Source organism: Stenotrophomonas sp. CFBP8980, from assembly GCF_034046095.1.
Classification (GTDB): Bacteria; Pseudomonadota; Gammaproteobacteria; order Xanthomonadales; family Xanthomonadaceae; genus Stenotrophomonas; species Stenotrophomonas lacuserhaii.
On the sequence record NZ_JAXCXF010000001.1, the window covers coordinates 172,675 to 193,573 of the forward strand.

Here is a 20,899-nt window from a genome sequence, read left to right on the forward strand (position 1 = left end):
CGGAAACGACAAGTGCAGGAGATCAAACATGAGTGCGACCCATGCTCCGGAAATGCCGGCCTCGCCGCGTCACCAGGCCGATGCCGACCTTGCCCACGAACGCCGCCGCCCGTCTCCGTTGTTGTGGATGGCGCTGATCGTGGCGATGTTCGCCGCCGCGCTGGTGTGGCTGCGTACGTCCAACACCGAAGTCGCGCCGGCGCCGATTGGCGAGCGGATGCTGCCGGCCACCCGCACACCGGTTGCCAATGCGCCGGCCACCACGCCGCGCGCTGCACCGGCACCGACCCAGCAGCGTGCAGCCCCGGCCGTGCGTAACCGTGAGGCGCGTCCGCTTACCAGCAATGCCAAGCCGTCGTATCCGCCGAGCGCACTGCGCAATGGCGTGCAGGGCAGCGTAGTGGCCAGCCTGAAGGTGGCCCCGAGTGGCAGCGTGACCGAGGCGAGCATCGTCTCGCGTACCGGCCAGCGCGACCGCGAGCTTGATCGTGCGGTGCTGACCACCGTGCGTGACTGGAAGTTCGAGCCGGCGATGCAGAACGGCCGTGCGATTGCCAGCGTGGTCAACGTGCCGGTGGATTTCCGTACCGGGCGTTGAGTGCGGTGAGGGTGTGAAATAAAAATGCCGGCCCCCTCTGGGCCGGCATTTTTTGTGCGCGTAAGGAGAACCGACACCTGGTAGCGCCGAGCCATGCTCGGCGAGCGCAGCGGCAGCAGAGCAACAGCGTGACGACCAACGGTCGTCACCCACCAGAGCAAGGGCATGACGGCCAGCGGCCGTCACTACCTGGTCTACGCGGCGCTCAGTCCGAAGCCTGCGCCACCGGCGAGACTGTCAAAGCCGGGGAACGAGGTCGCTACGTTCGCCACGTCATTGATCCGTACTTCGCCATCGGTCAGCTGGCCAGCAATGGCAAAGGCCATCGCGATGCGGTGGTCGCCGTGGCTTTCAATCGTGCCGCTGCCCAGTACGGCGCCGCCGTGGATGGTGGCGCCGTCTTCGGTTTCGTCCACCTGCACGCCCAGCGTGCGCAGGCCGGTGGCCATCGCGGCCAGGCGATCGGATTCCTTGACCCGCAGTTCGGCCGCACCGGTCACTACGGTCTGGCCTTCGGCCGCAGCGGCCGCCACGAACAACGCCGGGAACTCGTCGATCATGTCCGGCACCAGCGCTTCGGGAATCCGTGCGCCCTTCAGCGGGGCATGACGCACCAGCAGGTCGGCCACCGGCTCACCGCCCTGCTCGGCCGGGTTTTCTTCGGTGATGTCCGCGCCCATCAGCCGCAGTGCGTGCAGCAGGCCGGTGCGTCGCGGGTTCAGGCCGACCTGCTGCAGGCGCAGTTCGGAACCGGGAATGATGCTGGCCGCCACCAGGAAGAACGCGGCCGAGGAGAAGTCCGCCGGCACCACGATATCGGTGGCACGCAGGCGCTGGCCGCCGCGCAGGCGGGCCTTGCCGGGTGAGTAGTCGATCTCCACGCCGAACGCGGCGAGCATGCGTTCGGTGTAGTCGCGGGTGGGATGTGGTTCGACCACGGAGGTCTCGCCATCGGCGTACAGCCCGGCCAGCAGCACCGCGGACTTGACCTGCGCGCTGGCCACCGGCGAGGCGAACGCGATGCCCTTCAGTGGCTGGCCCCCATGCACGTGCAACGGTGGGGTGCCGTCGGCCTGGGTATCGATGCGAGCGCCCATCTGGGCCAACGGGCCAGTGACGCGGCGCATCGGGCGGCGTGACAGCGACTCATCACCGATCAGCACGCTGTCGAACGCCTGCCCGGCCAGCACACCGGCAATCAGGCGCATGCCGGTACCGGCGTTGCCGCAGTCCAGTTCGCCCTCCGGGGCCTGCAGGCCATCGATGCCCACGCCGTGCACCACGCGCCGCGACGGCGACGGGGTTTCCATGCGCGCGCCCATCTGGCTGAAGATGCGCGCGGTAGCACGGGTGTCTTCGCCTTCCAGGAAGCCATCGATGGTGGAGGTGCCATCGGCCAGCGCGGCGAACATCACCGCGCGATGGGAAACCGATTTGTCGCCCGGGATGACCAGGCTGCCCTGCAGGGGCCGGCCCTTGCGGGCGATCCAGTGTTGCGCGTTGCTCATCGTCTGTTGCTTCCGTCAGCGCCGCAGTGCGGCGAGGGATCTGGGCGCGGGGACGCGTAGGCGCCCCCGCGGAACTCACTCAGGGCACGGCTACCGGATAGGAGCCGAGCACCTTGATCTGTGCCGCATGCCCTTCCAGTTCGGCCAGCGCGGCCTGCATCGGCGCGTCGTCGATGTGGCCGGACAGGTCGATGAAGAAGCCGTATTCCCACTTGCCGTGGTGCGAGGGCCGCGATTCGATGCGGTTCATGCTGATGCCATGGCGGGCGAACGGGCTGAGCACATCGAACAGCGCGCCGGGTTTGTCATGGATCAGCACCAGCACCGAGGTGCGGTCGTGCCCGGAACTGGGGAACAGGCTACGGCCGATCACCAGGAAGCGCGTGGTGTTGTCGGCATCGTTCTGGATGGGTTTGGTGACCACCTTTTTCAGGTTGTACACGTGGCCGGCGTTCTCACCGCCGATCGCCGCCGCGTCGTCGGCATTGCGGGCACGCCGCGCGCCTTCGGCATTGCTGGACACCGGGATCTTCTCGGCATTGGGCAGGTTGGCGCGCAACCAGGCCGAGGTCTGCATGAACGACTGCGGATGCGCGTAGATGCGCTCGATGTCTTCCAGGTGGCCGCTGCGCGACATGATGTACTGCTGCACGCGCAGTTCGGCTTCGCCGCAGATCTTCAGGTTGGAGGTCAGGAACATGTCCAGGGTGATCTGGATGGTGCCCTGCCCCGAGTTTTCCACCGGCACCACGCCGAAATCGGCGTTGCCCGCTTCCACTTCCTGGAACACTTCTTCGATGCTGGCCATCGGCAGGCCCAGTGCCGAACGGCCGAAGTGCTTGAGCACGGCCTGCTGGCTGAAGGTGCCTTCCGGGCCGAGGTAACCGATCTTCAGCGGCTCCTGCTGGGCCAGGCAGGCGGACATGATTTCGCGGTAGACATGTACCAACAGCTCATCGCTGAGCGGGCCTTCGTTGCGATCCACCACCATCCGCAGCACCTGCGCTTCGCGTTCGGGACGGTAGTAGTCCACGGCCGCGGCCAGCTTGCCCTTGGCCTTGCCGACCTGATGGGCGAAGCGCGCGCGCTCGGCGATCAGCGACTGGATGTCACGGTCGATCTGATCGATCTTGCCGCGCACATCGGCCAATACCGGCGGTGCGCTGGTAGCGGTTTCCAGCTTGGCCGGCTTGTTCGCCTTTGCCTTCGGCTTGGCGGTCTTCGGCGTTGCAGCCAGGGCCTTGGGGCTGGCCGGCTTGGCAGGTTTGCGTGCCATCGGTGTTCCTTGGTGCAGGGCGCGCGGTCAACGCGCGCCGGGGGTAGACACAGTGAAGCGACTCAACCGTGACGCTGCTGGAAATCAGCCATGAAGGCAACGAGCGCTTCGGCGCCCGCTACCGGAATGGCGTTGTACAGCGAGGCACGGATGCCGCCTACCGCCTTGTGGCCCTTCAGCGCGAGCAGTCCGGCGGCCTTGGCATCGGCGACGAATCGCGCGTCCAGGTCGGTGCTGGGCAGGAAGAACGGGATGTTCATCCGCGAGCGCGCCGAGACGGCCACGTCGTTGCGGTAGAAGCCGCCGGAGGCGTCGATGGCGGCATACACCAGCGCGGCCTTGGCGGCATTGCGACGAGCGAATTCCACCACCCCGCCTTCGGCCAGCATCCACTTGAACACCAGCCCGGCCAGGTACCAGTTCCAGGTGGGCGGGGTGTTGAGCATGGAGTCGCGGGCGGCGTGCGAGGCGTAGTTGAAGATGTCCGCACGCGGTTGGCCGGTGCGTTCGAGCAGGTCGCGGCGGATGATCACCACGGCGATGCCGACCGGGCCGAGGTTCTTCTGTGCACCGGCGTAGATGACGCCGAAACGGCTGATATCCAGCGGTTCGCTGGCAATGGACGAACTGAAATCGGCCACCAGCGGGACATCGCCGGTATCGGGAATGTGACGGAACTCCACGCCATGGATGGTTTCATTGGCGGTGATGTGCACGTAGGCGGCATCCGGCGACAGCTGCCAGTCGGCGCGCGCGGGGATGTCACGGAAGGCGTTGGCTTCGCTGCTGGCGGCGATGTGCGCGCTGACGTACGGCGAGGCCTGCTTGACCGCGGTCTTTCCCCAGTGGCCGGTGAGCACGTGATCGGTGCGCTGGCCGTGGCTGGCGAAGTTCATCGGGATCAGCGCCTGCTGGGTGGTGGCACCACCGGGCAGGAACAGCACCGCGTAGTCGTCGGGCACGCTGAGCAGCTGGCGCAGGTCGGCCTCGGCTGCGGCCGCCACGGCCATGAACTCCGGGCCGCGATGGCTCATTTCCACGATGGAGGCCCCGGCGCCATGCCAGTCCAGCATCTCTTCCTGCGCCTGGCGCAGGACCACTTCCGGCAACGCTGCAGGGCCGGCACTGAAGTTGTACGCGCGGGTCATGTCACACCTGTGGGGCAAGATCCCTAGTATGCCGCAGCGCATCAGGCTTTAGGCCGCGCCGTTCAAGGGAAATTTGGTTGCATTGGTATCCATCGGGACACGATCTGGTAGCGCCGCGCCATGCTCGGCGAGCGCAGCGGTGAGGGAGCAACAGCGTGACGACCAACGGTCGTCACCCACCGAGGTGGGATCTGACGGCCAGCGGCCGTCACTACCGACGCAGGACCTGACGAGCAGCGGCCGTCACTACCACCACGTCAGCGGGCGCCGAACCACAGCAGCAGGCTCAATACGCCGGCCAGCAGCAAGGCGCTGACCAGCAGCCAGGGCCAGCGACGCACGCGCCGCGGGGCGTGCGGTTCGGCCGCTTCGTCGAGGTCGTTGAAGACGAATTCTTCGGTCGGCAGCGGGCGCTGGCGCGGGTCGTCGGGCAGTTCCAGCACGAAGCGGTGCTGGCCGTCGAACACCACCTGGTCGCCGCCCTGCAGCCAGCAGTGGCGCACTGCCACGCCGTTGACCCGGCTGCCTTCGCCGGTGCCGAGGTCGCGCAGCAGGATCCGCTCACCATGGCTTTCAATGCGTGCGTGCTGTTCAGCGAAGGCCGGCTCGTTGATTTCGATGTCCGCTTCACTGCTTCGGCCCACCAGCAACGGTCCGTGCAACGGGTAGCCGCGGCCGTGGTGTGGCCCGCCCACGCCGCGCAGCAGGCGCGGTTCGTCGGACTGCACCGCCGCCTGTGGCGAGGGCGGCAGCATCGGCGTATCCACTTCGCCCTGGATCAGCAGTTCCACGCCTTCCACGTACACCGCATCACCGGCGCGCAGCAGCGCCATGCGCTTCACCGGGCGTCCGTTGACGTGCACCCCCCGCACGCCGGCGGCCACCTGCAGCCACAGGCCGCGCTGGTCCAGGCTGAGCTGGGCCAGCAGCAGGCTGCCTTGGCTGGCTTCGACCAGGCGGATGCAGCCGTTGGCCTGGCGCACGATCTTCTGCACGCCCGGCACCAGCGGCTGGTCGGGTTGCGAGGGTTGGCTGTAGTGCACGAGCAGTTTAGGCATGCGGCGCAGACTAGCAGTTGGCTGGCAATCGCAGAAGAACCCTCGCTTGGCGTTTGCGCGCCTGATGCGCACAATGCTCGCCCTGTCATCGCTCCACCCCGCAAAGGAATCCGCATGTCCAGCATCGATATCGTCCACGCCCATGCCCTGGCCGCACCGGCCGCGCGCCAGGCGATCGAGGAAGTGGCCGCAAAGCTGGCCGATCGTTTCGGCCTGCAGTCCACCTGGCGCGGCGACGTGCTGGATTTCTCCGGCAGTGGCGTGGACGGGGCCATCGAACTGCAGCCCACTGCGGTTCGCGTAACCGCCAAACTCGGCTTCCTGTTGTCGGCGATGAAGGGCATGGTGGAAAGCGAAATCCAGCGCGTGCTGAAGGAAAAGCTCGGCTGATCCCACCGCCGGCTGAACTGCTGGCCGGCGCTGCTGGCGGCCATCACACCGCCCCCGCATTTGCAGCGCTAGTCTGGTCCCTGCATCCGCCCATGCAGGAGACCCCATGAACCAGTATGACGAGCACGACCCCCGCAACGACGGTCAGGACAAGGCGTCCTTCCAGGACCAGGCCGAGCGCGTTTCGCGCAGGCTCAGCGATTCGGCGCAGCAGGTGTGGCTGGCCGGCCTGGGTGCGCTGGGCCGCGCGCAGGCCGAAGGCAGCCGCTTCTTCGATAGCCTGGTGAAGGAAGGCGAGGCCTTTGAGAGCCGCCGCCGCGAGAAGAGCACCGAAGACGGCCCGGGCTGGCGGGACAATGTGGAAGAACAGCTGGGGCAAGCGCGTGAAAAGGCCGCCGGCACGTGGGACAAGGTGGAAAAAGCCTTTGAAGACCGCGTGCACGGGGTGCTGAAGCGCCTGCACGTGCCCAATGCCGAGGACGTGTCCACGCTCAATGCGCGCATTGATGCGCTGACCACGCGGTTGAATCGGCTGGAAAGCCGGCAAGCCAGCGCGGCAAGCGGGGAACCGACCCCGGGCAGCCACCAGTCGCCCACCGGTAGCTGATCCTGCCGGAACACTGTGTTACCCGCCGCTTTGTTGCAATGCAACAGGCGGTGGGTGACACTGCATCCAACCCGTCATTGCCCCGTTTGTCCCTCCCCTCACGGATTCGGTAATGGCGGGTTTTTCGTGCCTGCGATTTGAGATGCAGCACCCAGTTGTAGGGGGCGCCCTGACGCGATCAGCACTGCGCCCCAGTACACTGTCCGCCCCTTCCTGCGTTGTGCCTTGCTGCCTGCATGTTCTCCTGGATACTGGCCCTGCTGTTGGCCGTCACCTGTTTCGTCCTCGCCACCGGCTACTTGTGGCTGGTCAAACGGCGTCGCAAGGAAATGCAGCTGGGGCTGCAGGCCCTTGCCGGCATGCACTGGCGCAACTTCTCCGAGCTGGTCAAGCGCGCTCTGCACGAACGGCGCGGGCTGACCGAGATGAGCCGGCACGAGGATGACACCCGTGAGCCGCGCAGCGACTTCCTGATGGCCGATGCCAGCGGCCACTTCCTGGTGACCTGCAAGCATGGACTGGCGTACCGCATCGGCACCGCGGCGATCAACGAACTGGGCGCGGCGGCGCGGCTGGCGGGTGCCCGCGGCGGCATCCTGATCACCGAAGGCCTGGTGGATGGCGATGGCCAGGCCATTGCGGAGAAGCAGGCCGTGGAAGTGCTGGATGGCCGCCGGCTTTGGCCGCTGCTGTCACCCTACCTGCCCGGTGACATCGAATCCGGCGTCAAGAATGCCGCCCGCCATGAGGCGATCCGGCGCATCGTGATTGCGGCATTTGCCTCCAGCACGCTGGGCCTGCTGGTGGGCATGGGCTACCAGACCGTACACGTAGCCACGCCAGACCCGGCGCCCGCCCCGGCCGTGACCAGGGCCGCGCCTGCAGCGCCTGCCGTTGACGAAACCACGCCTGCAGTTGCCGCCGATCCGGCGCCGCGCGCCACGCAGGCGACCGTGGCCGGTCCGGACCTCAACCCGGATACCCAAACACTGGATCGCTACCAGCAGGAGATCTCCCGCGCGCTGAGCAAGTTGCCCGGCGTGCACAGCGGCATCTGGCAGACCCGGCAGACGCTGGCGGTGAACCGCACCGGCGAACTGGAGCAGGTGTGGCCGATGATCTGCGACCAGGTGACCCGCTACCCCGCGCTGAGCAACGTGCGCATCCAGCTCAATGCCCGCCCCGGCGTGGACGAACCCGTCCGCTGGCGCCAGTGCAGCACCCTCTAACCCGGTAGTGACGGCCGCTGGCCGTCAACCAGGCTGACGGATGGCGTGGGTGACGACCAACCGTCGTCACCCACCGAAGCCAAGCCAAGCCCACCCAAGCAATCAGCGATTATTCCCGGGTGCGAACCGCGCCACCAGATCCCACGCATCGCCCAGGAATATCTGCCGTACCCGGGTGATCGCCTGATCCCCGCGCCACGTATGCCGCTCGATCACCAGGCACGCCGTGCCGGCTTTGACATCCAGCAGCCTGGCACTCGCTGCATCGGCGCCCCACGCACTGATGCGGTGCTGGGCACGCGTCCACGACACGTTCTGCAGCAGCCAGCTGCCGGGCGCGGTGACTTCGAAATCCACCTCCAGCACCTCCGGCACGCCGGCCGGGCTGATCAGCCGGTGCTCCAGCGCCAGCGGCCGGTCATCGGCCAGGTGCAGGCAGTCCATCGCCAGCAACCTCGCCTCACCGGCCAGTTCCTGCTCGCCGGCATCGCCGTCGCGCGCGGTGCGCAGTTCGCGGCGCAGCAGCCGGTACGCGTAGTGGTGGCCCATCGCGGTGACCTGCATGGCGATGTCCGGTATCGCCAGCGCCACCTGTTCCAGGTGCGGTGACTGCCGCGCCACGAACGAGCCGGCACGCCGCCGGCGTTCGATCATCCCGCTTTCAGCCAGCGCGGTCAGCACCTTGTTCACCGTCATCCGCGAGCAGTCGTACTGCTCCATCAGTTCGTGTTCGTACGGGATGCGGAATCCCGGCGCCCATTCGCCACTGAGGATGCGGCCTTCCAGTTCGCTGCGGATGCGCTGGTTGAGCGTGGCGGACTTGCTGGCCTTCACTGTGGTCTCGATCTGGAAAGAGGATCAGCCCAGCACGCTGCGCAGGGCCTGGGCGAAACGGGCGGTGATGACGTCGCGCTGCAGGTGGCGGCCGTTGGCCACGCACTGGCGGCCGCGGCGCCATACCGAACGCAGCGCGCCATTACGTGCGGCGAACACCCAGCTGTCAAGCAAGGCATCCCCCTCGCGGGCGATCATCGCCGGGTGGTCGGCGTCCAGTTCCAGCAGGTCGGCACTGGCGCCGGGCCGCAGTCCGGCCATCACGCCCAGGGCCTGCGCACCACCTTCCTGCGCACCATCGAACAGGTAACGGCCGCTGCTGCGCTGCGCATCCGGGGCAATGACATTGCGCCCGCGCAGGCTCAGGCGCTGGCCGTATTCCAGCAGGCGCAGCTCTTCGGCCGCATCGATCAGCACGTTGGAATCCGAACCGACGCCGAAGCGGCCGCCCTCGCGGGCGAAGGCCTGCATCGGGAACAGGCCATCGCCCAGGTTCGCTTCGGTGATCGGGCACAGGCCGGCCACGGCCCGGCTGGCGATGATGCGCGCGCGTTCGTCGTCGTCGATATGGGTGGCATGTACCAGGCACCAGCGCGCGTCCACCGCCGCGTTTTCATACAGCCAGCGCACCGGGCGCAGGCCGCTCCAGGACATGCAGGTGTCTACCTCGCGCAGCTGTTCGGCGATGTGGATGTGCACCGGCCCATCGTTCAGCGGCAGCAGCGCGGACAGCTCCTCGCCGGTCACCGCGCGCAGGCTGTGCGGCGCGATGCCGAGCACCGCATCGGGCAGCGGCCGCAGGGCCGTGCGTGCACCGTCCAGCAGCTGCGCGAAGCCGTCCACGTCGTGGATCAGCCGCCGCTGGGCCGGATTGGGCGCGGCGCCACCAAAATCGGCATGCGCGTAGAACACCGGCAACAGGGTCAGGCCGATACCGGTCTGCGCGGCGGCGGCGGCGATGCGCGCGGACATCTCGGCGGGATCGGCATACGGCCGGCCGTCGGCATCGTGGTGCAGGTAATGGAACTCACCGACCCGGGTGAAGCCTGATTCGAGCATTTCCATATAGGCCTGGGCGGCAATCGCTTCGACCGCATCGGGCACCAGCTTGGCCAGGAAAAGGTACATCAGCTCGCGCCAGCTCCAGAAACTATCGCCGTCCCCCCCGCCGATTTCGGTCAGCCCGGCCATGCCGCGCTGGAAGGCGTGACTGTGCAGGTTGGGCACGCCCGGCACCAAGATCTGCACGCGCTGGTCGCCTGCCCGGGCCGCAACGCCGGTGTGCACCTCCCCTATGCAGCCATCCACCACCGTCAACCGGACATCACGCGCCCAGCCTTGTGGCAACAGTGCGCGGGCAGCGTGGAAGGCAGGGGGAGACAACGGATCCGTCATGGCTGGACAACCGGAAAGGGACGCCTATATTGTATAGACATATAAGCTCATCCGTGTAGCCCCGCCCATGCACTGCGACATCCTCTGGACCAACGTACACCTGATGACCCTGCAGGGCGACGGCTTGGCCGTGATCGCCGATGCCGAACTGGCCTGCCTGGATGGGCGCATCGTGCATGTCGGCGCGGCCGGCAGTGGCGCTCACCTGCAGCCGGCCACGCGCATCGACGGCGAAGGCCGCTGGATCTCGCCCGGCCTGATCGACTGCCATACCCACCTGGTCTACGCCGGCAATCGTGCCAACGAATTCGAGCAGCGCCTGCAGGGTGTCAGCTATGCCGACATCGCCCGCGCCGGCGGCGGCATTGTCTCCACGGTGCGCGCCACCCGCGCGGCCAGCCAAGAAGAACTGGCACGCCAGAGCCGCCCTCGCCTGCTGGCAATGCGCGCCGAAGGCATCACCACGCTGGAGATCAAATCCGGTTACGGGCTGACCCTGGACGATGAGCGCAAGCAGCTGCAGGTCGCACGCCAGCTGGGCGTGGAGGGCAATGTGCACGTGGTGCCGACCTTCCTGGGCGCGCATGCGGTGCCGCCGGGACGGCAGGCGCAGGAGTACATCGATGAAGTCTGCAACCTGATGATTCCCGCCATCGCCGCCGAAGGGCTGGCCGAGGCGGTCGATATCTTCTGCGAGAACATCGCGTTTTCCACCGCGCAGGCGGCGCAGGTCTTCGACGCGGCACGCGAGCACGGGCTGGCGGTGAAGATCCATGCCGAGCAGCTGAGCAACCAGCACGGTGCTGAACTGGCCGCGCGCCACGGGGCGCTGTCGGCCGACCATATCGAGCACCTGGACGCGGCCGGCATCGCGGCGATGGCCGCGGCCGGCACGGTCGCCGTGCTGCTGCCCGGCGCGTTCTACTTCACCCGCGACACCACCCTGCCGCCGATCGCGGCGCTGCGTGCGGCCGGCGTGCCGCTGGCGCTGGCCACCGACAGCAACCCCGGTACCTCGCCACTCACCAGTCCGCTGCTGGCGATGAACATGGGCGCCACGCTGTTCCGGCTGACCGTGGACGAATGCATCGCCGGCTTCACCCGCAACGCCGCGCGCGCGCTCGGCCGCGCCGACCGCATCGGCCAGCTGGCGGTGGGCATGGACGCCGACCTGGCGATCTGGGACATCGACGCCCCGGCCGACCTGGTCTACCGCATCGGCTTCAACCCGCTGCACGCGCGCGTGGTGCGCGGGCAGCTCGACCCCCTCTGATGGAGCACGCTTCAATGCAGCATGAAACACCCGACACCCTGGTGCTTCGCCCCGCCCATGTGCCGCTGGCGCAGTGGCGGCAGGTCTACCGCGGGGCGCGCATCGCACTGGATGCCGCCGCCCTGCCCGCGGTGCGTGCCAGTGCTGCCACCGTGGACGCGATCGTGGCCCGGGGCGCGCCGGTGTATGGAATCAACACCGGCTTCGGCAAGCTGGCCAGCGTGCGCATCGAACCGGAAGACCTGGCTACCCTGCAGCGGAACATCGTGCTGTCACATGCCGCCGGCGTGGGCGAACCGATGCCGTTGCCGGTGGTGCGGCTGATGATGGCGCTGAAGCTGGTCAGCCTGGCACAGGGCGCCTCCGGCGTGCGCGTGGAGACGCTGCAACTGCTGGAAGCACTGCTGCAGCACGACGTGGTGCCGGTGATTCCGGCGCAGGGTTCGGTCGGTGCTTCCGGCGATCTGGCGCCGCTGTCCCACCTGGCCAGCGTGATGATCGGCGTGGGCGAAGCCTTCGTTGACGGCGAACGCCTGAGCGCGGCCGATGCACTGGCGGGTGCCGGCCTGCAGCCGCTGCAGCTGGGTGCGAAGGAAGGCCTGGCGCTGCTCAACGGCACCCAGTTCTCCACGGCCTATGCGCTGGCCGGCCTGTTCGAGATCGAGGTCGTGTTCCAGGCCGCCCTGGTCACCGGTGCACTGTCGGTGGAAGCGGCCAAGGGCTCGGACACGCCGTTCGACCCGCGTATCCACAGCATCCGCGGCCAGCGCGGGCAGATCCTCACCGCCGCAGCGCTGCGCGCATTGATGCAGGGCTCGGCGATCCGCGAATCGCACCGCGACAACGACGTGCGCGTGCAGGATCCGTACTGCCTGCGCTGCCAGCCGCAGGTGATGGGCGCAGCGCTGGACATCATCCGCCAAGCCGCCACCACGCTGGAAATCGAGGCCAACGGCGTGTCCGACAATCCGCTGGTGTTCACCGATACCGGCGAAGCGCTGAGCGGTGGCAACTTCCACGCCGAGCCGGTGGCCTTCGCCGCGGACATGTTGGCGATGGCGATCTGCGAGATCGGCTCGATCAGCGAACGCCGCACCGCGATGCTGGTGGACCCGGCGCTGTCCGGCCTGCCGGCCTTCCTGACACCGCGTCCGGGCTTGAACTCCGGCTTCATGATTCCGCAGGTCACCGCCGCCGCGCTGGTGTCCGAAAACAAGCAGCGCGCCTACCCGGCCAGCGTGGATTCGATCCCCACTTCGGCCAACCAGGAAGACCATGTGTCGATGGCCGCGCACGGCGCGCGCCGCCTGCTGCAGATGGCCGAGAACGCCGCCAACGTGGTCGGCATCGAGCTGCTGGCCGCCGCGCAGGGCTGCGATTTCCACGCCCCGCTGCAGTCCAGTGGCCCGCTGGAAGCGGTCCGCGTGCTACTGCGCGCGCAGGTGCCGACGCTGGAAGAAGACCGCTACTTCCACCCGGACATGCTGGCCGCCACCGACCTGGTGCGCAGTGGCGCACTGGCCGCGGGCTTGGCCGACGTGCTGCCCAACGTGGAGCCGGTGGCATGAGTACGCATCCGCCATGGCTGGAAGTACACGAAGGCGATGCGCCGCTGCTGATCAGCTTCCCGCATACCGGCACCGAACTGCCGGGCGAGCTCGCCGGGCGCTTCGTCTCACCGTGGTTGGCCCGGCGCGATGCCGACTGGTGGGTGCATGAGCTGTACGCGTTCGCGCGCGGGCTCGGCGCGACCACGGTGCGTTCGTCGATTTCGCGTTCGGTGATCGACCTCAACCGCGATCCCAGCGGGGTGTCGCTGTACCCAGGCCAGAACACCACCGGCCTGTGCCCGCTGACCACCTTCGACAACCAGCCGCTGTACCAGCCCGGGCAGGAACCGGAGGAGGCGGAGATCCTGCGTCGCCGTGAGATGTACTTCGCGCCCTACCACGACGCGTTGGCATCACAGATCGCACGGCTGCGCGCACGCCACGGCACCGTGGTGGTGTATGACGCACACTCGATCCGCTCGCGCATCCCGCACCTGTTCGACGGCGAGTTGCCGCAGTTCAACCTGGGCACCGCCGGCCCCACCGGCGAGGTCGATACGTCCTGTGACAACGCGCTTTCCGACGTGGTGGAGAACCTGTGCCGCCTGAGCGGGATGCCACACGTCCGCAACGGCCGCTTCAAGGGCGGCTGGATCACCCGCCATTACAGCGACATCCCCGGCGGCGTGCACAGCCTGCAGATGGAACTGGCCTGCCGCGGCTACATGGCCGAACCGTCCGCCGAGGCGCTGGATGCGCACAGCTGGCCCACGCCGCTGGATGACGACCACGCCACGCCGCTGCGCCACACGCTGGCGCAGGTACTCACCGCCTGCCTTGAATTCGCATCGAACCGGAGCGCCGCATGACCCGTAACGACCCGTCCCGCACCATCATCGCGCCGACCGGCACCACGCTGACCGCCAAGAGTTGGCTGACCGAAGCGCCGTTGCGGATGCTGATGAACAACCTGCACCCGGACGTGGCCGAACGTCCGCAGGAACTGGTGGTCTACGGCGGCATCGGCCGCGCCGCGCGGGACTGGGAAAGCTTCGACGGCATCGTCGATGCACTGACCCGGCTGGAAGACGACCAGACACTGCTGGTGCAGTCGGGCAAGCCGGTGGGCGTGTTCCGCACCCATGCCGATGCGCCGCGCGTGCTGATCGCCAATTCCAACCTGGTGCCGCGCTGGGCCAACTGGGACCACTTCAACGAGCTGGATAAAAAGGGCCTGGCGATGTACGGCCAGATGACCGCCGGCAGCTGGATCTACATCGGCGCGCAGGGCATCGTGCAGGGCACCTTTGAAACCTTCGTGGAGATGGGCCGCCAGCACTACGACGGCAGCCTGGTCGGCAAGTGGCTGTTCACCGGCGGCCTGGGTGGCATGGGCGGCGCACAGCCGCTGGCCGCGGTGATGGCCGGTGCCTCGTGCCTGGCGGTGGAATGCCGCAGAACCAGCATCGAAATGCGCCTGCGCACCGGCTACCTGGACACCTGGACCGACGACCTGGATGAGGCGCTGCGCCTGATCGAAGAGTCCTGCACGGCGAAGAAGCCGCTGTCGGTCGGCCTGCTCGGCAATGTCGCCGATGTGCTGGACGAACTGCTGGTGCGCGGGATCAAGCCGGACCTGCTGACCGACCAGACCTCCGCGCATGACCCGGTCAACGGCTACCTGCCGCAGGGCTGGACGGTGGAAGAGTGGGACGAAAAGCGCGTGTCCGCACCGAAGACAGTGGAGAAAGCCGCGCGCGAATCGATGGCCAACCACATCCGCGCGATGCTGGCCTTCCATGCGCTGGGCGTGCCGACCGTGGACTACGGCAACAACCTGCGCCAGATGGCGCTGGAGGAAGGCGCCGAAGATGCGTTCGATTTCCCTGGCTTCGTGCCGGCCTACATCCGTCCGTTGTTCTGCCGCGGCATCGGGCCGTTCCGCTGGGCCGCGCTGAGCGGTGATCCGGAAGACATCGCCAAGACCGATGCCAAGGTCAAGGAGCTGATTCCGGACAACCCGCACCTGCATCGCTGGCTGGACATGGCGGCCGAGAAGATCAAGTTCCAGGGCCTGCCGGCGCGTATCTGCTGGGTGGGGCTGGGCGATCGTGACCGGCTCGGCCTGGCGTTCAACGAGATGGTGGCCAACGGTGAACTGAAGGCGCCGGTGGTGATCGGGCGCGATCACCTTGATTCGGGCAGCGTGGCATCGCCGAACCGCGAAACCGAAGCGATGGCCGACGGCTCCGATGCGGTGTCGGACTGGCCGCTGCTCAACGCGCTGTTGAACACCGCCAGCGGCGCGACGTGGGTGTCGCTGCATCATGGCGGCGGCGTGGGCATGGGCTTCTCGCAGCATGCCGGCATGGTGATCGTCTGCGACGGCACGGAAGCGGCCGCCAAGCGCATCGCCCGCGTACTGTGGAACGACCCGGCCACGGGCGTGATGCGGCATGCCGATGCGGGCTATGAGATCGCCATCGACTGTGCGAAGGAAAAGGGCCTGGACCTGCCCGGCATCCTGCGCTAACGAGGTAGTGACGGCCGCTGGCCGTCCGCCTTTCGCTCTGGTGGGTGACGACCGTTGGTCGTCACGCTTCTGCTGCTGCCGCTGCGCTCGCCGAGCATGGCTCGGCGCTACCTGCCCCCCGGTAGTGACGGCCGCTGCCCGTCCGCCCTTCGCCCCGGTAGTGACGGCCGCTGGCCGTCCGCTTTCGCTCTGGTGGGTGACGACCGTTGGTCGTCACGCTTCTGCTGCTGCCGCTGCGCTCGCAGAGCGCGGCTCGGCGCCACCAACACCACCCGACCTCATGTCTCGATGAGGCTCGACAACGCCGGAACACCCTGTTAACTTTCGCCGCCTCAAAGCGGTTTACAGGGTGCATGCCCAGCCGCGACCCCACTCCGCTGCTGGCTCTACTGCTCATGACCTCTGCTGCCCCACGTACCTGCGCGCTCACCGTCGCCGTGCTGACCGCCCTCGCTGCCCTCCCCGCGCGCGCTGAAACGGCTGTCCAACCCACCACCTTGGACCGCGTCGAGGTCACCGCCGCCGGGAACACCCACGATGTCCGCAAGATGCTGGCGCGTGTGCCCGGCGCCAGCAACGTGATCGACCTGGCCAAGGTCGCGCAGGGCCGCGTCGGCAACACCGCCGATGTGCTGGCCTACCAGCCGGGCATCAGTGCGCAGTCCCCGGGCAACGAAGGCACCAAGGTGTCCATCCGCGGGTCGGGCATCAACCGCGGCCCGGGCGCGCATGCCTCCGGCATCGCGGTGTCGCTGGATGGCCTGCCGCTGACCGCCGCCGGCGGCACGCCGTACGAGCTGCTGGAGCCGCTGTGGCTGTCGCGCGTGGAGGTGCTTCGCGGTGCCAACGGTTTCGGACGCGGCGCACTGGCCCTGGGCGGTGCGATCAACTACGTCAGCCGCAACGGTCGCGATGCACCGGGCCTTGAACTGCACTATGAAGCCGGCAGCCGCGGCTACCAGAAACGCAGCCTGGGCTACGGCGGCGTGCAGGACACCCTGGACTATTACTTCGCCTACACCGAAACCGGATTCGACGGCTACCAGGACCATGCAAGCGGCGATGGCAAGGGCGCGATGGCGAACATCGGCTGGCAGATCAACCCGGACCTGCAGACGCGCTTCTACCTGCGTTACCGCGAAACCAACCACGAAACACCCGGACGACTGACCCGCGCGCAGATCCGCAACGAACCGCGCGCGGCCAACCCGGCCAACGTGGCGATCGACGCGAAGCGGCCGCAACCGGGCAGCACCTGGATCGGCAACATGACCACGCTGCAGTTGGATGAAGACGCCTCGCTGCAGGCCGGGCTGGTGTACCACAAGTACCCGATGGACTTGAACGAGAGCCTGTACCGGCAGCAACTGGACTACGCCAACCTCAATGCCACACTGGATTACCGCCGCCGACACACCCTGTTCGGCCATGACAGCGTGACCACGCTCGGCGTGCGCGTCACCCATGACCTGGATGCCGACGTGCGCGAGACGCTGCGCTCCGCCAGCAACGGGTATGCGGTGGGCACCCACACGCGTGACTTCTCCCACCACGGCACCGACAGCACGCTGCACCTGAGCAACGAACTGCAGCTGAGCGATGCGCTGCGTGTGCAGGCAGGGCTGGCGCTGGTGCAGACCCGCCGCGCGGTGGAAGTGACCTGGCCGCGTACCGATCAGCGCTTGAACGAGCGCGACTGGGACTACGCGCCGCGTCTGGGCTTCACCTGGCAGGCCTCGCCGGCCACGCAGTGGTTCGGCAATCTCAGCCGCTCGGTGGAACCGGCCCATCCCTGGTCGATGATCTGGGGCTCCAACCAGTACTTCGCCGCCGGCAACGGCGCGTCCAGCGGCCGCCAGCGCGCGCCGGTGAAGCTGGACAACCAGACCGCCACCACGCTGGAACTCGGCGCACGCGGCGAGGGCCGCATCGGCCGCTGGGAGCTCACCGGCTACTACGCGCACGTCAACCACGAACTGCTGAGCGTGGAAGTCGTGCCGGTGCCGAACCTGTTCATCGCCGAAAACAATGCCAGCCCCACCGTGCACCGTGGCATCGAGGCCGGACTGGACAGCACGCTGTGGCAGGCAGGAACCGGACGCCTCTCGCTGCGCCAGGCGTATACCTTCAGTGACTTCCGCTACCGCCACGACGACCGCTTCGGTGACAACCGCCTGCCCGGCCTGCCGATGCACTTCTACCAGGCTGAACTGCGCTATGACCATGCCTCCGGCCTGTATGCCGCAGTGAACACCGAGTACGCCTCCAAGGTGTTCGTCGACTATGCCAACAGCTACCGCGCCGACAGCCACCTCATCTTCGGCAGCCGCGTGGGCTTTGACGCGCCCAGTGGGCGCTGGCAGGGCTGGTTGGAGCTGCGCAACCTGGGCGACCGCCACTACGCCGCCACGGTGACGCCGGGCTATGACGATGGCGGCCGTGATGTAGCGCGCTCCACGCCGGGCGAAGGTTTCGGCGTGTACGCAGGGCTGCGCCTTCGCTTTGACTGAACCTGACTGGAGCCTTGCCACCTTCACGGCACGTTGGCGGCAAGCTTGGCAAAAAAGGCGATCCCTGAACGTCCGCGCCTGCCATGCCCCCTGTCCTGACCGACGCGCTCGCCATCGACGCCATCCTCGACGACACCCGCGTGGGCGTGTGGCAGTTCGACATCGCAACGCGCCAGCTGAGCGGCTCGGACATGGCCAGCGCACAATTGGCCGGTATCGGTACGCACGCATTGCGCAGTGCGTGGCGGCGGATCCTGCGGCAGGAACGGGACCAGCCGGTCTTTGAAATCGAGCTGCCCTGGACCGATGGCATCAGCCGCCGCTGGCTGATGCTGCGCGGCCGGCATGATCGCGCGCTGGGGCAGGTGCGCGGCATGTGCGTAGACATGACCCGCCGGGTGCGTGCCGAACAACTGGTCCGCGAGCAGGCAATGCTGCTGGATACCCTCGCCCGGGGTACGCCGCCGCGCGAGTGCCTGCGCGTACTCACCGAGGCCATCGAACGGCTGAAGCCCGGCCTGCGCAGTGCTTTCTTCGTCACGCCCGGCGACCGGCAGCGGTCCGGTTATGGCAGCAGTTGCAACGTGCACCCGGCGATCACCGCGCTGCTGGAACATCCCGGCGCGGCGCCGAAGTCGACGGATCTGGAACTACCGGGTGGCGGCGACGTCGCCACCGATACGCCGTGGCGCAGGAACTGGCAGGCTGCGTGCGGCCAGCACGACATGCCAGCCTGCAGGCCCATCGCGGTCCCTCGGCAAGCCCACCCCGAACGTGCATGGCTGCTGCTGTTCCTTTCCACGCCGCGCGCGCTTACCGGATGGGAACAGGAAGTGGCCAGCTTCGCCACGCGCATCGCCGCGCTGGTGCTGGACCGCGAAGACCAGCAGATCGCCCTGCAGCAGGCCGCCGATGCGGTTGGCAACGCGCTGCATGACACCGAGCGCGAGCGGCGCAGGCTGAAAGCCTTCCTGGACAGCTCGCCCGATCTGGCCTATGTGTTCAACCTGGAACACCGTTTCACCTACGCCAACCGCGCACTGTTGCGCATGTGGGGCAAGACCGAAGAGGAGGCGCTGGGCCGCAACTGCCTGGAGCTGGGCTATCCGGACTGGCACGCGGCCATGCACAGCCGCGAGATCGAGCAGGTGATCGCCACGCGTCGTCCGATCCGCGGCGATGTGCCCTTCGAAGGTCCGTTGGGGCGGCGGATGTACGACTACATCTTCGTGCCGCAGTTGGGGCTGGATGGCGAGGTCGAGGCGATCATCGGCACCACGCGCGATGTCACCGAACGCAGCGAACACGAAGAGGAACGTGCGCGCAACGAGTCGCTGCTACGGATGCTGGTGGACGAACTGCAGCACCGCACGCGCAACATCATGTCGGTGGTGCGCGCGATGGCCAGCCGCACGCTGGCCACCAGCCGTGACATGGCCGATTTCGCCACCCGTTTCGATGCCCGCCTGGATGCACTGGCACGCGCGCAGAGCCTGCTGTCGCGGCTGGGTGAACTGGATCGCGTGCAGTTCGACGCACTGCTGCGTGCCGAACTTTCCGCGCATGTGGATCCGGCCATGCATGGCACCCAGATCGTGCTGGAAGGACCGGCCGAAGTGGCGCTGCGTTCGGGAACGGTGCAGCCGCTGGCGATGGCCCTGCATGAGCTGGCCACCAACGCGGTGAAGTACGGGGCGCTGCGCCAGCAGGGCGGCCGCCTGCACGTGCGCTGGAACCTGGTGGATGCGGAAGCATCCGAAGCAGCCAGCCCGCGGCTGCGCGTGGACTGGCAGGAGCATGGCGTGCGCGACCTGCCCGCCGATCCATCGAGCATTCGAGGTGGCGGCGCCGGCCGCGAGCTGATCGAACGCGCCCTGCCCTACCAGATAGGCGCGAAGGTGGATTACGGTTTCGCCGAAGACGGACTGCGCTGTTCGATCCTGCTGCCGGTCTCGGAGCAGGCGGTCGCGCTGGCGTCGTGAAGGGGGCTACCGGGCGGCGTCGCTATGGGGCGTCCACCGGAAGCTCAGGGTCAGCGCGGGAAGGTGCGGCCGGCGACCGCTGGACCCGCCGCCAACCGAGCAGGTGCCATACGCACAGGTAAGACGCGAACAGTACCCCGGGGGCGACGAACAGAGCGAAAATCCAGCCGTGCGGCAGCATCCAGCAGGTGGCCAACAGCGTGCCGATCAACGGCCATCGCCAGTGCAGCGGACGATTCTCCAGCCAGCGCAGGTTCAACACTCCCAGCATCGGCCACGCAGCCAGGCTGGCCAGAACGGCACACAGCAACCAGACGCTTTGCCACGATGGCGGCCACGCCAGATCGGCCAGTTGCATGCCGAACAACGCCGTCCCCATCGTGCCGTGCACGAACATGCCCGGGACGCAACTCAGCCAGACCAGCAGCGACACCACGCCGCGCCCGGTCATGGCATGTTTCCCCGCGCGATGGGCGCGATCGGGCCGGCATCGGCGGGCCGTTTCTTGCGGAGCACGATTGTCATCGCGCACACGGTAGCGGGCTTGTCAGGGCGCCTCAAGGCACTCAGCGCAGGAAGCCGACGATGGCAAAGCCCAGCCCCACCAGACCAGCGACCAGCAGCGGATAGGTGGCCCAGACCGGCGTGCCCTGGCCATGGCTGAAGGCGACGAATGCCGCCCGCACACTACGCCCGCTGAGCCATGGCACCACCATCAGCGCCAGCAACGGCAGCAGCGAGGCCAAGCCGAAGGCCAGCAACAACGGCCGCGGATCATTCCGCGCAAAGCCGCCCAGCGGATACAGCGCCACCCCGAACAGCAATCCGGCGAAGAACAGCGTATTGGCAATGCGTATTTCCGTGCGATGGCGACGCGACAACGCACCGCGCGACCAGCCTTTGTAATGGCGGGGCAGCCGCCGCGTCCACCAGGCCACCAGCATGCTGGCCAGCGCACCGCCCACCACCCCGCTTTCCACCGCGCCCCACGCCTGCATCCCCACCATG

General features: G+C 67.7%; 18 protein-coding genes. 10 read left to right on the forward strand and 8 right to left on the reverse strand.

Annotated features, from left to right (window positions below; genetic code table 11):
- The first annotated feature begins 28 nt into the window (after window positions 1-28).
- A complete protein-coding gene (locus SOM47_RS00835) occupies window positions 29-598 on the forward strand; it encodes an energy transducer TonB (RefSeq protein ID WP_320504504.1) in 570 nt (189 codons plus the stop codon).
- A gap of 194 nt (window positions 599-792) precedes the next feature.
- Here SOM47_RS00835 and aroA read toward each other — a convergent pair whose 3' ends face one another.
- The 4 genes from aroA to SOM47_RS00855 all read right to left on the reverse strand — a co-directional run bounded on the left by aroA (window position 793) and on the right by SOM47_RS00855 (window position 5,588).
- Complete coding sequence (gene aroA, locus SOM47_RS00840) at window positions 793-2,106, reverse strand: 3-phosphoshikimate 1-carboxyvinyltransferase (protein ID WP_320504505.1); 1,314 nt, start codon at window positions 2,104-2,106, stop codon at window positions 793-795.
- A 79-nt stretch (window positions 2,107-2,185) separates the two neighbouring features.
- A complete protein-coding gene (gene pheA / locus SOM47_RS00845; RefSeq protein WP_320504506.1) occupies window positions 2,186-3,382 on the reverse strand; it encodes a prephenate dehydratase in 1,197 nt (398 codons plus the stop codon).
- A gap of 62 nt (window positions 3,383-3,444) precedes the next feature.
- Complete coding sequence (gene serC / locus SOM47_RS00850) at window positions 3,445-4,530, reverse strand: 3-phosphoserine/phosphohydroxythreonine transaminase (protein ID WP_320504507.1); 1,086 nt, start codon at window positions 4,528-4,530, stop codon at window positions 3,445-3,447.
- A 257-nt stretch (window positions 4,531-4,787) separates the two neighbouring features.
- Window positions 4,788-5,588 (reverse strand): FHA domain-containing protein, encoded by an 801-nt coding sequence (locus tag SOM47_RS00855; protein WP_320504508.1) that lies wholly within the window; start codon window positions 5,586-5,588, stop codon window positions 4,788-4,790.
- Between the two features lie 114 nt (window positions 5,589-5,702).
- Between SOM47_RS00855 and SOM47_RS00860 the strand changes: the two genes are divergently transcribed.
- The 3 genes from SOM47_RS00860 to SOM47_RS00870 all read left to right on the forward strand — a co-directional run bounded on the left by SOM47_RS00860 (window position 5,703) and on the right by SOM47_RS00870 (window position 7,814).
- A complete protein-coding gene (locus SOM47_RS00860; protein ID WP_042612543.1) occupies window positions 5,703-5,978 on the forward strand; it encodes a polyhydroxyalkanoic acid system family protein in 276 nt (91 codons plus the stop codon).
- A 106-nt stretch (window positions 5,979-6,084) separates the two neighbouring features.
- Window positions 6,085-6,585: a phasin family protein gene (locus SOM47_RS00865; protein WP_320504509.1), complete on the forward strand. Its 501-nt coding sequence runs from the start codon at window positions 6,085-6,087 to the stop codon at window positions 6,583-6,585.
- Between the two features lie 236 nt (window positions 6,586-6,821).
- Window positions 6,822-7,814: a restriction endonuclease gene (locus SOM47_RS00870; RefSeq protein ID WP_320504510.1), complete on the forward strand. Its 993-nt coding sequence runs from the start codon at window positions 6,822-6,824 to the stop codon at window positions 7,812-7,814.
- A gap of 102 nt (window positions 7,815-7,916) precedes the next feature.
- Here SOM47_RS00870 and hutC read toward each other — a convergent pair whose 3' ends face one another.
- Window positions 7,917-8,648 carry a histidine utilization transcriptional repressor HutC gene (gene hutC / locus SOM47_RS00875; protein ID WP_320504511.1) on the reverse strand — a complete coding sequence of 244 codons (732 nt, stop codon included), beginning with the start codon at window positions 8,646-8,648 and terminating at the stop codon, window positions 7,917-7,919.
- Window positions 8,649-8,672: 24 nt separating this feature from the next.
- Complete coding sequence (locus SOM47_RS00880) at window positions 8,673-10,043, reverse strand: formimidoylglutamate deiminase (protein WP_320504512.1); 1,371 nt, start codon at window positions 10,041-10,043, stop codon at window positions 8,673-8,675.
- A gap of 67 nt (window positions 10,044-10,110) precedes the next feature.
- On the opposite strand from SOM47_RS00880, the gene hutI reads away from it, so the two are divergent.
- From hutI to SOM47_RS00910, 6 genes are all read left to right on the forward strand, one after another.
- Window positions 10,111-11,316 (forward strand): imidazolonepropionase, encoded by a 1,206-nt coding sequence (hutI, locus tag SOM47_RS00885; protein ID WP_320504513.1) that lies wholly within the window; start codon window positions 10,111-10,113, stop codon window positions 11,314-11,316.
- A 14-nt stretch (window positions 11,317-11,330) separates the two neighbouring features.
- Window positions 11,331-12,884: a histidine ammonia-lyase gene (gene hutH / locus SOM47_RS00890; RefSeq protein ID WP_320504514.1), complete on the forward strand. Its 1,554-nt coding sequence runs from the start codon at window positions 11,331-11,333 to the stop codon at window positions 12,882-12,884.
- Window positions 12,881-13,735, forward strand: coding sequence for an N-formylglutamate deformylase (hutG, locus tag SOM47_RS00895; protein WP_320504515.1), 855 nt, complete (start codon window positions 12,881-12,883; stop codon window positions 13,733-13,735). The genes hutH and hutG overlap by 4 nt, the downstream gene beginning before the upstream one ends.
- Window positions 13,732-15,399 carry a urocanate hydratase gene (gene hutU, locus SOM47_RS00900; RefSeq protein WP_320504516.1) on the forward strand — a complete coding sequence of 556 codons (1,668 nt, stop codon included), beginning with the start codon at window positions 13,732-13,734 and terminating at the stop codon, window positions 15,397-15,399. Before hutG ends, hutU begins: the two co-directional genes overlap by 4 nt.
- Before the next feature lie 395 nt (window positions 15,400-15,794).
- Window positions 15,795-17,909 carry a TonB-dependent receptor family protein gene (locus SOM47_RS00905; RefSeq protein WP_320504517.1) on the forward strand — a complete coding sequence of 705 codons (2,115 nt, stop codon included), beginning with the start codon at window positions 15,795-15,797 and terminating at the stop codon, window positions 17,907-17,909.
- A gap of 83 nt (window positions 17,910-17,992) precedes the next feature.
- Window positions 17,993-19,891, forward strand: a complete 1,899-nt coding sequence (locus SOM47_RS00910) for a sensor histidine kinase (RefSeq protein WP_320504518.1) — start codon at window positions 17,993-17,995, stop codon at window positions 19,889-19,891.
- 22 nt (window positions 19,892-19,913) lie between these two features.
- Here SOM47_RS00910 and SOM47_RS00915 read toward each other — a convergent pair whose 3' ends face one another.
- Both SOM47_RS00915 and SOM47_RS00920 read right to left on the reverse strand, forming a co-directional pair.
- The gene (locus SOM47_RS00915) at window positions 19,914-20,342 is read right to left on the reverse strand and encodes a hypothetical protein (protein ID WP_320504519.1); all 429 of its coding nucleotides are present in this window, start codon (window positions 20,340-20,342) and stop codon (window positions 19,914-19,916) included.
- Between the two features lie 115 nt (window positions 20,343-20,457).
- Window positions 20,458-20,898, reverse strand: coding sequence for a hypothetical protein (locus tag SOM47_RS00920; protein WP_152620539.1), 441 nt, complete (start codon window positions 20,896-20,898; stop codon window positions 20,458-20,460).
- Window position 20,899: the final 1 nt, after the last annotated feature.